Annotated in this window: 12 protein-coding genes; 5 read left to right on the top strand and 7 right to left on the bottom strand. The window is 65.7% G+C overall.

All coding sequences use genetic code 11. From position 1 onward, the window contains the following. From sphsw_RS19695 to sphsw_RS06455, 5 genes are all read right to left on the bottom strand, one after another. Nucleotides 1-303 (bottom strand): hypothetical protein (locus tag sphsw_RS19695; protein WP_031439882.1); only part of this gene is annotated, 303 nt, incomplete at its 3' end. 83 nt (nucleotides 304-386) lie between these two features. Beyond that, nucleotides 387-1,565: a vWA domain-containing protein gene (locus sphsw_RS06440; protein WP_031439883.1), complete on the bottom strand. Its 1,179-nt coding sequence runs from the start codon at nucleotides 1,563-1,565 to the stop codon at nucleotides 387-389. Between the two features lie 64 nt (nucleotides 1,566-1,629). Next, nucleotides 1,630-2,175 (bottom strand): CHAP domain-containing protein, encoded by a 546-nt coding sequence (locus tag sphsw_RS06445; protein WP_031439884.1) that lies wholly within the window; start codon nucleotides 2,173-2,175, stop codon nucleotides 1,630-1,632. Between the two features lie 73 nt (nucleotides 2,176-2,248). Next, the gene (locus sphsw_RS06450) at nucleotides 2,249-3,652 is read right to left on the bottom strand and encodes a hypothetical protein (protein WP_031439885.1); all 1,404 of its coding nucleotides are present in this window, start codon (nucleotides 3,650-3,652) and stop codon (nucleotides 2,249-2,251) included. Nucleotides 3,653-3,781: 129 nt separating this feature from the next. Continuing rightward, complete coding sequence (locus sphsw_RS06455) at nucleotides 3,782-4,636, bottom strand: AAA family ATPase (protein ID WP_031439886.1); 855 nt, start codon at nucleotides 4,634-4,636, stop codon at nucleotides 3,782-3,784. Between the two features lie 171 nt (nucleotides 4,637-4,807). Here sphsw_RS06455 and bla point away from each other — a divergent pair, with 171 nt between their 5' ends. Further along, nucleotides 4,808-5,674, top strand: coding sequence for a class A beta-lactamase (bla, locus tag sphsw_RS06460; RefSeq protein WP_152555416.1), 867 nt, complete (start codon nucleotides 4,808-4,810; stop codon nucleotides 5,672-5,674). 18 nt (nucleotides 5,675-5,692) lie between these two features. Here the strand turns inward: bla and sphsw_RS20875 are convergent, their stop codons facing one another. Then, a complete protein-coding gene (locus tag sphsw_RS20875) occupies nucleotides 5,693-6,457 on the bottom strand; it encodes a DUF6975 family protein (RefSeq protein WP_443024375.1) in 765 nt (254 codons plus the stop codon). Between the two features lie 173 nt (nucleotides 6,458-6,630). On the opposite strand from sphsw_RS20875, the gene sphsw_RS06475 reads away from it, so the two are divergent. Beyond that, a complete protein-coding gene (locus sphsw_RS06475) occupies nucleotides 6,631-8,967 on the top strand; it encodes a S9 family peptidase (protein WP_081874183.1) in 2,337 nt (778 codons plus the stop codon). Between the two features lie 98 nt (nucleotides 8,968-9,065). Beyond that, on the top strand, nucleotides 9,066-10,094 hold the full coding sequence (locus tag sphsw_RS06480; RefSeq protein WP_031439890.1) for an aspartate-semialdehyde dehydrogenase: 1,029 nt from the start codon (nucleotides 9,066-9,068) through the stop codon (nucleotides 10,092-10,094). A 185-nt stretch (nucleotides 10,095-10,279) separates the two neighbouring features. Here the strand turns inward: sphsw_RS06480 and sphsw_RS06485 are convergent, their stop codons facing one another. Next, nucleotides 10,280-10,921: a YitT family protein gene (locus tag sphsw_RS06485; RefSeq protein ID WP_031439891.1), complete on the bottom strand. Its 642-nt coding sequence runs from the start codon at nucleotides 10,919-10,921 to the stop codon at nucleotides 10,280-10,282. 334 nt (nucleotides 10,922-11,255) lie between these two features. On the opposite strand from sphsw_RS06485, the gene sphsw_RS06490 reads away from it, so the two are divergent. Both sphsw_RS06490 and sphsw_RS20310 read left to right on the top strand, forming a co-directional pair. Next, complete coding sequence (locus sphsw_RS06490; RefSeq protein WP_031439892.1) at nucleotides 11,256-12,017, top strand: alpha/beta fold hydrolase; 762 nt, start codon at nucleotides 11,256-11,258, stop codon at nucleotides 12,015-12,017. 162 nt (nucleotides 12,018-12,179) lie between these two features. Continuing rightward, nucleotides 12,180-12,684 (top strand): M2 family metallopeptidase (locus sphsw_RS20310; RefSeq protein WP_042466686.1); only part of this gene is annotated, 505 nt, incomplete at its 3' end.

The following is a 12,684-nucleotide window of genomic DNA, read 5'->3' on the forward strand; positions in this document are numbered from 1 at the left end:
AGCCTTTTTCGGCTTGCCGGGCTTCTTGGGCGCGGGCTTTGGCGGGGTCTTCTTTTCCGGTGCGTCCTTTGCGCGGAGCGCAGGTGCGGCAATCGCGGCGGCAATGCCGGCGACCAGCGTGGCGCCGACCGCGATCGCGGTCTTCGGGTGCGACTTCACCGCGTCGGTGGCGGTGGCGATGCCGGCCTTTGCCGCGTCCGTCGCATCGTCCATCCAGTCGCCCTTCGCGGCGGGGGCCGGCGCGGCGTCGTCGTCATGCTTGACCTTGGCATGGGGCATGGCGGAATTCGGGATCGACGACATAAGCTATTCCTCGCACAGGGATGATGCACGCTAAACCGACCGGGTCCATGACGGTTCCGTTACGGGATCGCGCAGGCGGGGCCTTAGCGCTTGCGGGTCAGTTCACGCATCGCGTCGTCGAGACCGGCGAGTGTCAGCGGGTACATGCGGTCGGTCATCAGTTCGCGCATGATGCGGACCGATTGCGAATAGCCCCATTGCGCCTCGGGCACGGGGTTGAGCCATGCCGCAGACGGATAGGTGGTCGTCAGGCGCTGCATCCACACCGCGCCCGGCTCCTCGTTGAAATGCTCGACCGAGCCGCCGGGATGGGTGATCTCGTACGGGCTCATCGATGCGTCACCGACCAGCACGAGTTTGTAATCATGGCCGAACTTGTGGAGCACGTCCCACAAGGGCGTACGCTCGGCGAAGCGGCGCGCGTTGTCCTTCCACACGCCCTCGTAGGGGCAATTGTGGAAATAATAGAATTCGAGATTTTTGAACTCGGTGGTCGCGGCCGAGAAGAGTTCTTCGCAAAGCTTGACGAAGGGATCCATCGATCCCCCGACATCGAGGAACAGCAGCATCTTGATCGCATTGCGGCGTTCGGCGCGCATGACGATGTCGAGATAGCCCTGACGTGCGGTACCGGCGATCGTGCCGTCGATGTCGAGTTCGTCCGCGGCCCCGTCGCGCGCGAACCGGCGCAGGCGTCGCAGCGCGATCTTGATGTTGCGCGTGCCGAGTTCGCGGGTGTTGTCGAGATTGCGGAACTCGCGCTGGTCCCAGACCTTGAGCGCGCGCTTGTGCCGGCTCTCGCCGCCAATGCGCACGCCTTCGGGGTTGTAGCCGCCATTGCCGTACGGGGAGGTGCCGCCGGTACCGACCCATTTGTTGCCGCCCTGATGGCGTCCCTGCTGTTCCTCGAGCCGCTTCTTGAGCGTCTCCATGATCTCGTCCCACGAGCCCAGTGACTGGATCGCGGCCATCTCGTCGGGGGTGAGAAATTTCTCGGCGACCGCCTTCAGCCAATCCTCGGGGATGTCGGTCGGCGTCGTGCCATAGCTTGTGGCGAGCCCGCGGAAGACCTTGGCGAAGACCTGGTCGAAGCGGTCGAGCAGCCCCTCGTCCTTCACATAGACCGCGCGGGAGAGGTAATAGAATTCCTCGGATGTGCGCTCGATCACCTCGGCGTCGAGCGCCTCGAGCAGGAGCAGATGCTCCTTGAGGCTGGCCGGGATGCCCGCGCTACGCAGCTCGTCGAGAAAATTGAGAAACATCGCCCTATCCTGCCTCTCCAGCCCCGCGAAGTCGAGGGGCGAGTCGAGGATCGGGTATGCGCGGTCAGCTGCCCGGGACGTATGCGTCGATCAGCGCGCCGACATAATCGGGATTGCGACTGGTCAGTTCAGCCGCGGGTCGCACGTCGCCGTGGATGAAGCCGTAGACGGGGTAGATGCCGCCGCCGAGGCCGTCGACATCCTTGTACCAGACCTTCACGCGGCTCCAGTCATTGGCTGGCGAGACGTCGAACAGCGTGACGTCCTGTTCGGCATGACCGCGTTCGCCGTTCTGGCGCGACCAATTGGCATGGGTCAGCATCACGACGCGCTTCTCGACGACGCGGCTGATGACCGCGACATGCCCCATCGGCAGGCGGGCCGTCTTCGCAAAAACGATGACCGAGCCCGTCTTCGGCCGATGCGTGCGCTCGTAGCGGCCATCGGCCTGACGCCACCATGTCCAGGCATCGCCATAGATCTCGATCCCCGAGGCCGCCCGCGCAAACGGAACGCACTGCCCGACATAGTCGAGCAGCGATGCCTGTGCAGCGGACCCCGCGCCGATCGTGAGGACAGCGGAGAGAAGGGCGCGACTGAAGCGATTCATCCCGTGATCCTAAAGGCCGTCCCATGACCGCCATGTTGCCGCCTTTGGTTAATGGCATGACGATGCGCCAGCCTCAATATGGATTAGTCGACAAGGCGTTGCGCGCGCGGGGTAGTCCGTAAAGCGCCCAGTCGGTTCCCGACAGCATGCCCCGGCGGCGCATGGTCCGAAGCGTATAGACGCGTCCGCAGCGTCGCGTCGTGGCCGCCGCCGCGCCGCCGTCGTCGAGATCGACAAAGACGAATTGCGCACGCCGGCAGTCGCTTGTCAGCGCGAGCGGATAGCGCGCCGTCGCCGCGGCGACCCGAAGCGGGGCAACCGGCTGGAGGTGATCGACCTGAACGCGCGCGCCGCCCGGCGCTTCGATGCGCATATCGGCGATGGCGGCATCGATATCGCCGCGTCGTCGCTTAATGTCCTGCGCGATGTCGTGGTTCATGCCGATCGCGAGGAGAGTGAGGGCGAGCGCGGCCAATATCTTTGACCGGGGGCCTTTCGTCAGCGCGGTGGCGATCAGGTCAGTCAGGAGCAACAGGACCGCGACGCTGGATAGCAGGAAGTAGCGCGGCATTCCTGTGTTGGCGATGTGAAGCGTGGCGAGGGCGATCGGCAGCCCGGCAATTGCGAGCATTGCCAGCCACGCCATGGGGCGTCGATGCGCGACGGCGACCATTGCGGCGACGCATAGTGTGAGCGCGAGCACCGCGATCCACCAACGGGGCAAGGCGGATGCGCCGAGCGTCGTCGCCAGCATGACCTGCAGCGCATCGACCAGGCTGGCGAACGAGAAGGGCACATAGTCGCCGACCTGCATGCCGCCGGGGCTTGCGGCCGCGGCGCCGAAGACCAGCGTGAAGACGAGCATGACCGCAACGACGCTCGGCAGCATCAGCCGCGCGGTCATCGCGGCGGCCGTCCCGGTGGAAAACCTTTGGCGCAGCGTCAGCGCGACCCAGGCGGCAATCGCAACCACGAAGAACAGCATCGTCAACTGCGACAGGAGTCCGAGAATGGTCAGCAGCGCGAGCAGCCCCGGCGGATGGCGGGGCGCAGGGGCGGGGGCGTCGAGCCAGCGTGCGGCGACCAGGATCGCACCCAAGGCGCACAGCAGCATCGGCGCATAGCCGCGCGCTTCGCTGCCATAATTGACCAGGATCGGCGACAGCGCGAATAGCGCCGCGCCGACCAGCGCATGCGCCGTGGAGCGCCGCGCACCGATCGCGGCGACGACCAGCACCGTGGCGGCACCGGTGACGATCGACAGCGCGCGCAGGGCCAGCGGCGGCGTGGCATAGCCAACCGCCTGCATCCACAGGCTGTTCAGATGGTGATTATTATCGTGGTTGATCGAGGTGAACACGTCCAAGGGTGTGTCCACATTCGCCACCAGCACCGCAGACCACGCCTCGTCGACCCACAGCCCGCCATGGGCCGATAGGATCCGGATCCAGACCGCGACGCCCAGGATCGCAAGCAACGCGTATGCCGCGGGGAGGGGCAGGTGGTGACGCACACCCGGAGCAATAGCGCGCAACTGATTAAAGCCGCGTTTTCAGCGTCGCTCAGGCGGACCGTTCCGGCCGCGGCTGTCTCGTCGCTCCCGAAGCTACCCCTGGTTCTTCTGCCGCTTCGCCATGAAGGCGAGGCGTTCGAACAGCATCACGTCCTGTTCGTTCTTGAGCAGTGCGCCGTGCAGCGGCGGGATCGCCTTGGTCGGATCGCGGTTCTGCAGCGTCTCGAGCGGCATATCCTCGTGCAGCAGCAGCTTGAGCCAGTCGAGCAGCTCGGAGGTCGAGGGCTTTTTCTTGAGCCCGGGGACGTCGCGGACGTCGTAGAACAGGTCCATCGCGCGCGAGACGAGCATGCGCTGGATCCCGGGGAAATGGACGTCGACGATCGCCTGCATCGTGTCGCGGTCGGGAAACTTGATATAGTGGAAGAAGCAGCGCCGCAGGAACGCGTCGGGCAGTTCCTTCTCGTTGTTGCTGGTGATGATGACGATCGGACGCTCGACCGCGCGGACGGTCTCCTTGGTCTCGTAGACGTGGAATTCCATCCGATCGAGTTCCTGCAACAGGTCGTTGGGGAACTCGATATCCGCCTTGTCGATCTCGTCGATCAGCAGTACGGGCGGTGCCGGCTGGGTGAACGCCTCCCAGAGCTTGCCCTTGCGGATATAATTGCTGATGTCGTGGACGCGTTCGTCGCCGAGCTGGCCGTCGCGCAGGCGGGCGACGGCGTCATATTCGTACAGCCCCTGCTGCGCCTTGGTCGTCGACTTGATGTTCCATTCGATCAATGGCGCGCCGAGCGCCTTGGCGATCTCATAGGCGAGCACGGTCTTGCCGGTGCCGGGTTCACCCTTGATGAGCAGCGGGCGGCGTAACGTCACCGCGGCATTCACCGCGACCTTGAGGTCGTCGGTTGCGACATAGCTCTGCGTACCTTCGAAGCGCTTCATGCCCATTCCCGTCAGAATCGAATTCCCGGTACGGATAGAAGCTGTTGGGCATCCGACGCAACCCGGACGATGGCGACACCGACAGCGATCGGGTTTCGTTGCAAGGCCTGGACGGTGTACCGAGCGTCCGCGCGGCGAAACGACGCGGCTGGAGGAGGCATCACGATCATCATGCTGAACAGGCGGGCTCTCCTGTCAGGCGTTTCCGCAACGCTCGTTACGCGTCCGGCCTTCGCACGCAGCGAGGCTCCTCCGCCCGGCGTCGCGGCCTACGAGGCCGCGAGCGGCGGCCATGTCGGGATCTACGCGCGTAACCTGACGACGGGGAGGGCGATCGCCTGGCGTGCCGATGAGCGGTTCGTCATGTGCAGCACGTTCAAGGCCTCGCTCGCCGCGTGCGTGCTCAACCGGGTCGATCGCGGCCGGGCCCGGCTTGCGGACAGGATCGCGCTCGTTCCTGCCGACCTGCAGGACTGGCACGCGCCCGTCGCCCGGCAGAATCTGGCGCGGGGCGAGATGTCGCTCGGCGAGATGTGTCAGGCAGCCGTCGAGCAAAGCGACAATAGCTGCGCCAATATCCTGTTGAGGCAAGTTGGCGGGCCCGCCGCGTTGACGGCCTATTGGCGACGTCTGGGCGACGATGTCAGTCGGCTGGACGATATCGAGCCGTTCCTGAACCGTGCGCCGCCGGGTGGGTTGCGCAACACAACGACGCCGAGGGCGATGGCGGCGACGATCGGACGGCTGACGCGTGGTCCGGTATTGTCGCCCTCGTCACGCGCGCTGCTCATGCTGTGGCTCCGGCAATGCCGGACCGGCGCCGCGCGGTTGCGGGCCGGTCTGCCGCAGGGGTGGGTGATCGGCAACAAGACGGGGAACAACGGCAGGGACGCGGCCGGCGACGTGGGGGTGTTGTGGCGCGATCCCGACACGCCGATTATCATCAGCGTCTACACGCGCGGCGGCACGCCGACCGAGGCGCAGTTCAAGACGTTGTTTTCAAAAGTTGCCCGGGGAGTTGCTACGACACTGGCCTAGGCTGCGTGTGCAATCCGGTCAGAGATCGCCGCGCGCGCTGGCGCGGGCTTCGAGCAGCGACCAGAGGCCGCGATGCTGGGCGTAGAGCTGCTGCGCGCCGAAGGTGATGGCACGCCGCGCACCGGGCGTCGCACCCAGCGTTGCCAGCGCCTTGGCGCTGACGTCAGCGGGCGGGAGCGCGCGCGGCGGCGCGACGATGCCGAACCGGGTCGCGGCAAGGTCGAGAACGTCGCGCGTCACCGCCCAGTCGTGGAGCAGCGCGGCCACCGCCCCCGTCGCGCAACCGGCGCGCTCCGAACCGGACAGGATCTCCAGTGCGTTGCGCACGCCGGCGAGGGCGGCCTCGGTCGCCGCCTGACCCGGTGTCGAGGGCAACGGCCCCACGGCGGCGGTCAACTGGGCGAGATAGCCGCGTTCGATCGCGAACCCGGTCGCTGCGGTTTCGAGCCAGGGCAGCGAACCCAACTGTGCGCTACGCAGCAAGGCGTCGTCGATCATCCCGGGGTGCCGTCCATAGACGTCGCAGAACGCGTGCACCGCATCCGACAGGTTGCGCTGGGCGGGGGCGGATTGGATGAGCCGCGTCGCGTGAGGGTGCGCGACAGCACCGTCGACGGCGCCAAGGCGCGCGACGACGTCCCAGGCGCCGGGCCGTGTTTCGTCAATGGATGCCGTCGTCGAAGCCATTAGTCCCCGGTCATGTCTGGGATGCCCGCGCGCCATATGCGTGCGGACGTCCGGCCACAGGTCCTTGCACACGACCTGTAAAGACGGCGTGCACATGACGTTAACCGCCCGCTAACCATCCGCCGGCGAGTCCGGTCGGCCTGGGCGTGACGCCTTGGCCGCGGCCGAGTGCATCATGCAGGGTTTACGGCTTTACGGGGGCGGGACGCGCCGCGATAACGCGCGCGGCACCGGCACCGCGCTGGAGCCCGTCCATCGGAGACTATAGGATGCGTACATGGTTGCTTGGGCTTGCACTTGCTTCGGTCGGAACCGCCGCGATGGCTGCTGACGGCGCGTCCGCGCAAACGGCAGGCGGCGCCGACGGCGTTACCACGCCGAGCGACCCGGCAGCGGCTCCCGTGGCAGCTGCAGCCCCGGCCGGCGATCTGACGCTGGCGCGGGTGTTCGGCAATCCCGACCTGTCGGGCCCGCAGCCGCGCGCGGTACGGCTGTCGCCCGACGGTGCGCTGTTGACCTCGCTGCGCAACCGGGCGGACGAGAAGGAGCGGTTCGACCTGTGGGCGGTCGATACCGCCACGGGCCAGGAGCGGATGCTCGTCGATTCGAAGAGCGTCGGCAGCGGCGCCGAGCTGAGCGAAGCCGAGAAGATGCAGCGCGAGCGCGCGCGGATCGCCGGGTCGAAGGGCATCGTCGCCTATGACTGGGCGCCCGATGGCAAGTCGATCCTCGTGCCGCTCGACGGCGACCTGTACATCGCGACGCTCGACGGCAAGGTCCGGCGGCTGACTGATACACCGGGTGGCCAGCTGAACCCCGTGATCAGCCCCAAGGGCGGGTTCGTGTCCTATGTCCGCGACCAGAATCTCGTCGTTCAGCCGCTGGCGGGTGGCGAGGCGCGCGCGGTCACCAAGGGCGGGGGCGGCACCGTCCATTTCGGCGAGGCGGAGTTCGTCGCGCAGGAGGAAATGGATCGCCGCACGGGCTATTGGTGGTCGCCCGACGAGCGCTATGTCGCGGTCGAGCGGTTCGACGAGGCGCCGGTGCGCATCTTCACGCGTGCCTCGATCGGCGCGACGGGGACCAAGGTCTATGATCAGCGCTATCCCGCCGCGGGCACGCCCAACGCACTGGTCGACCTGTACGTGATGAAGCCCGACGGGTCGGGCCAGGTGAAGGTCGATCTGGGCACCAATCCCGACATCTATCTGGCGCGGGTCGACTGGACGCCCGACGGGACGATGTTGCTCGTCCAGCGCCAGAGCCGCGACCAGAAGCTGCTCGAGATGCTGCGCGTCGACCCGGCAACGGGCAAGTCGACGATCCTGTTCACGGAGAAGTCGGGGGTGAAGAGCTGGCTGAACCTGTCGGACGCCTACCGCGTGCTGAAGGACGGCAGCCTGATCTGGCGGTCGGAGCGCAGCGGCTATGGCCATCTCTACCGGTTCGCGGCAGGCCGCTGGACGCAGCTGACCAAGGGCGATTGGGTCGTGACCGGGCTGGTCGGCGTCGACCAGGCCAAGGGGCGGTTGTTCTTCACGGGCAACAAGGACGACGTGCTGGAGCAGCAGCTCTATTCGGTCGATATCGCCAAGCCGAACGCGATCACCAAGCTGACCGAGAGCGGCTGGTGGAACAGCGCGTCGATGGACGGTGCCGGCACGCGGTTCATCGTCTCGCGCTCGAACCCGTCACAGCCGACCCAGGTCTATCTGGCGGATGCGACCGGCAAGCGGATTTCGTGGATCAACGAGAATGCGGTGAAGGAGGGGCATCCCTATCATCCCTATGCCGCCAGCCATCAGCAGACCAAGTTCGGCACGCTGAAGGCCAAGGACGGCACGACGCTCTATTACGAGATGATCACCCCGCCGATCGAGCCGGGCAAGAAATATCCCGTCTTCTTCCAGCATTATGGCGGCCCGGGCACCGGCCAGCAGGTCACGCGCGGCTGGCAGGGGCCGCTGCCGCAATATCTGGTCGATCAGGGCTGGATCTTCTTCCAGATCGACAATCGCGGCTCGTACAACCGCGGCAAGAAGTTCGAGGACGCGATCTATCATGCGATGGGCACGGTCGAGGTCGAGGACCAGCTGGCCGGGGCGGAGTATCTGAAGACGCTGCCGTTCGTCGAGCCGAGCAAGATCGCGACCTATGGCTGGTCCTATGGCGGGTACATGTCGCTGAAGATGCTGGAGAAGACGCCGGGGGTCTATGCTGCCGCAGTGTCGGGCGCGCCGGTCACCGACTGGCAGCTCTACGACACGCATTATACCGAGCGCTATCTGGGCGATCCCAAGACCGATCCGGCGAGCTATGCGACGTCGGCCGCGGTCGAGGATGCGGCGCTGATCAAGGATCCGCTGCTGCTGATCCACGGCATGGCGGACGATAACGTGTTCCTCGACAATTCGACCAAGGTCGCGGCCAAGATGCAGGCGACCGCGACACCGTTCGAGATGATGTTCTACCCGGGCTATACGCACCGCGTTGCGGGGCCGGGGATCAGCGAGCATGTCTGGGGGACGATCCTCAACTTCCTCGACCGGACGGTGAAGGACAAACCGGTTACCGGCGAAGGGACGAGCTTGCCTGCGACGAAATAAAGTTATCTGGCAGGGTGCGTCGGAGACGTATACGGACGCGCCCGAATGAAAATCAGCAATGTCGCGATCGTTTCGCGGCGGCATCAAGGGACGACATAATGGGTTATCGGATCGTGGTTGCAGGGGCGACCGGCAATGTCGGGCGCGAAATGCTCAACATCCTGGCGGAGCGTGAATTTCCGGCGGACGAGATCGCCTGCGTCGCATCGTCGCGCAGCCAGGGCGAGATGGTCGATTTCGGTGACACCGGCAAGCAGATCAAATGCCAGAATATCGAGAATTTCGACCCCACCGGCTGGGACATGGCGCTGTTCGCGATCGGGTCGGAGGCGACCGCGGTCTATGCGCCGAAGTTCGCCGCGGCGGGCTGCACCGTGATCGACAATTCGTCGCTGTACCGGATGGATCCGGACGTGCCGCTGATCGTGCCCGAAGTGAATGCGGACGCGATCGACGGCTACAAGGTCCGCAACATCATCGCCAACCCGAACTGCTCGACCGCGCAGATGGTCGTCGCGCTCAAGCCGCTGCATGACGCGGCCAAGATCAAGCGCGTCGTCGTCGCGACCTATCAGTCGGTGTCGGGCGCGGGCAAGCAGGGCATGGACGAGCTGTTCGAGCAGAGCCGCAACATCTTCGTCGGCGACCCGGCCGAGGCCAAGAAGTTCACCAAGCAGATCGCGTTCAACGTGATCCCGCACATCGACAGCTTCCTCGACGACGGGTCGACCAAGGAAGAGTGGAAGATGGTGGTCGAAACCAAGAAGATCCTCGACCCGAAGATCAAGGTCACCGCGACCTGCGTCCGCGTGCCGGTGTTCGTCGGCCATTCGGAAGCGATCAACATCGAGTTCGAGAACGAGATCTCGGCCGAGGAGGCGCAGAACATCCTGCGCGAGGCGCCCGGGGTCATGCTGATCGATAAGCGCGAGGATGGCGGCTATATCACGCCGATCGAATGCGTCGGCGAGTTCGCGACCTTCATCAGCCGCGTGCGCGAAGATTCGACCGTCGAGAACGGCATCAACCTGTGGTGCGTGTCGGACAATCTGCGCAAGGGTGCGGCGCTGAACGCGGTGCAGATCGCCGAGCTCCTGGGTCGTCGGCATCTGAAGAAGGACGCGTAGGCGGGGGAGCGGGAGGGGGAGCCTTCTTCCGCTTATCCGACGTCGAGCGCGGGATGACGTATCGCGGGCGTCATCCTGCGTGGGCGGACACGGGCAAAGCCCGTGTCGTCGACCGGCGCTGAGTGCGCCGTCGGCCGATCTTGCCCTATGCGATCCTGCTTCGCTGGATCGTCTTATGGCTGCGATCAGTGCCCAATATACCGTCCCGGGCGGTGCCAAGCGATCAGGATAAGGCTGATCGCGGCTGCGCTTAAGACCGACCAGCCGAACTGACCCGCGCTGACGACAGGGATCGCGGCGGCTAGGATTACCACGTCGAGCGCGATCTGCGTGCGGCCCGCATTCCAGCCGCGCGTGCGCTGCAGCCACAGCGTCACGACCCCGGTGCCGCCGACCCCGGCCTGATGTCGCGCGAGGACGAGGATGCCGAGCCCGATCACCGTGCCGCCGACGATCGCGGCGAAGAACGGGTGCATCTGGTCGACGTGCATCGATCCGCCCGCGAAGGTCGAGAAGGCGGCGATCCCGGCATTCACCAGCATCGTCTTGATCGCGAAACGGCGGCCCATCGCGTAATGCGCGAACAGGAAGAAGGGCAGGTTGATCAGCGTGAACAGCACGCCGGTCGGCAAGGGCACCAGATAGGACAGCAGCAGCGCGATCCCGGCGATCCCGCCGGTGACGAGCCCTGCCGCCTTCAGGAAGACCAGCCCGATCACCAGCAGGATGCAGCCGATGACGAGCGCGTAGAAATCCTCCGCGATACTGTGCGGCCGTCCCAGGGGAAGGGTGGCTGAGGGGAAGGTGGCGTCGGCAGATGGCGGCATTGCGGGTCCTTGGTCGGGCCCTTCGCGCATCCTCGGTGAATCGTCCGACGCGATCCTTGTCCCTTAGCTAAAGGAGTTTGCGTGTCACACTACCCCTTTTTGTGATGGCGTCGTGCGGCGGGGCCATAACGATGGGCGCTCGTCATCCTGACGAAAGTCAGGATCCAGGATACCAAGCGCCGCATCCGTGGCTCTGGATCCTGACTTTCGTCAGGATGACGTAGCGGTGGGTCGCGGATACTCCTCGGAGCGCGTCTCTTCGTGGCGGTTGACAGCACGGTGTCGTGTGTCGGACGGGGGCGACGACATCCTACGATTATAGGGATCTGGATCAGTGGCATATTCCCCGACCGAGACGCAGTATTTCGAGAGCTTCGACGGCACGCGGATCGCGTGGCGCGAGGTCGGCGAGGGGCGACCGGTGGTGCTGATCCACGGCTATTTCTCCGACGCGAAGACCAACTGGATCCGCTATGGCCATGCCGCCAAGATCGCGGCCAAGGGGTTCCGCGTGATCATGCCCGACCTGCGCGCGCACGGCGAGAGCGGCAAGCCGCATGGGCTGGAATTCTACCCCGCGGATGCGCTGACGCTCGACGGCCATGCGCTGGTCGATCATCTCGGGCTGACCGATTATGATCTTGGCGGCTATTCGCTGGGCGCGCGGACGACGTCGCGGATGCTCGCCACGGGCGCGACGCCGAGGCGCGTGGTCTTTTCCGGGATGGGCCTCGCCGGACTGACCGAGACGTCGCGGCGCGCGGGGCATTTCCGCAATATCCTCACCAATCTGGGCAAGCATGTTCAGGGCACGCCCGAGTGGCTCGCCGAGGCGTTCCTGAAGACCACGGGCGGCGATCCGGTCGCATTGCTCGGGATCCTCGAGACCTTTGCGGATACACCGATCGAGGCGGTCAGGGCGATCGAGCAGCCGGCGCTGGTGGTGTGCGGTGCGGAGGATGAGGATAACGGGTCGGCACCGGATCTCGCCGCGGTCCTGCCGCATGGCCGCTATGTCGCGACGCCGGGCGGACATATGAGCGCGGTGGTGAAGTTCGAGCTTGGCCAGGCGATTGCGGACTTTCTTGCTGAATAGCCCCCGGTCATCCTGACGAACGTCAGGACCCGCAGCCAAGCAGCGCCGCCCCCCGTAACCCTCGGTCCTGACTTTCGTCAGGATGACGGGAGAGGGCATGGCTGGCGGGTTGACCATCCGGCGGCGGATCATCCATCAGGGCCTCACGATAAGGGGATGATGATGGTTCGGTTCAGCGTTTCGATGTTTGCTCTCGCCGGCGCGCTGTGCGCCGCGCCGTCGGTGGCCGGTGCTCAGGCCACCGCTGCCGCGTCCAGCCCGACCGCTGCGCAGGCAGATGCGTTCGTCGCCGAGGCGGAAAAGATATTTGCCGCCAAGTCGGTCGACGCCTCGCGCGTGGCGTGGGTGAACGCGACCTACATCACCGACGATACCGATGCGCTGGCGGCGAAGTCGGGCGCGGAGATGACCGATCTCGGCGTGAAATATGCGCTGGGCGCGGCCAAATACGCCAATGTTCCGGGCCTGTCGGTCGACACCAAGCGCAAGCTCGACCTGCTCCGCGGGGGGCTGACGCTGCCCGCCCCGACGCGGCCGGGCGCATCGGACGAACTGTCGATGCTGACGACGAAGATGTCGTCGTCCTACGGCAAGGGCATGGGGACGCTCGACGGCAAGCCGATCAACGGCTCGGACATCGAGGCGGCGATGGGCGAGAGCCGTGATC

The organism is Sphingomonas sp. FUKUSWIS1 (genome assembly GCF_000733135.1).
Lineage (GTDB): Bacteria > Pseudomonadota > Alphaproteobacteria > Sphingomonadales > Sphingomonadaceae > Sphingomonas > Sphingomonas aerolata.

Bases quoted from the DNA above. Each gene is read 5' to 3' on its own strand.
- sphsw_RS06440 (WP_031439883.1), bottom strand. From the start codon at position 1,565: ATGTTTCTCAATTTTCTCGACGAGCTGCGTAGCGCGGGCATCCCGGCC.
- sphsw_RS06445 (WP_031439884.1), bottom strand. From the start codon at position 2,175: ATGAATCGCTTCAGTCGCGCCCTTCTCTCCGCTGTCCTCACGATCGGC.
- sphsw_RS06455 (WP_031439886.1), bottom strand. From the start codon at position 4,636: ATGAAGCGCTTCGAAGGTACGCAGAGCTATGTCGCAACCGACGACCTC.
- bla (WP_152555416.1), top strand. From the start codon at position 4,808: ATGCTGAACAGGCGGGCTCTCCTGTCAGGCGTTTCCGCAACGCTCGTT.
- sphsw_RS20875 (WP_443024375.1), bottom strand. From the start codon at position 6,457: ATGTGCACGCCGTCTTTACAGGTCGTGTGCAAGGACCTGTGGCCGGAC.
- sphsw_RS06475 (WP_081874183.1), top strand. From the start codon at position 6,631: ATGCGTACATGGTTGCTTGGGCTTGCACTTGCTTCGGTCGGAACCGCC.
- sphsw_RS06480 (WP_031439890.1), top strand. From the start codon at position 9,066: ATGGGTTATCGGATCGTGGTTGCAGGGGCGACCGGCAATGTCGGGCGC.
- sphsw_RS06485 (WP_031439891.1), bottom strand. From the start codon at position 10,921: ATGCCGCCATCTGCCGACGCCACCTTCCCCTCAGCCACCCTTCCCCTG.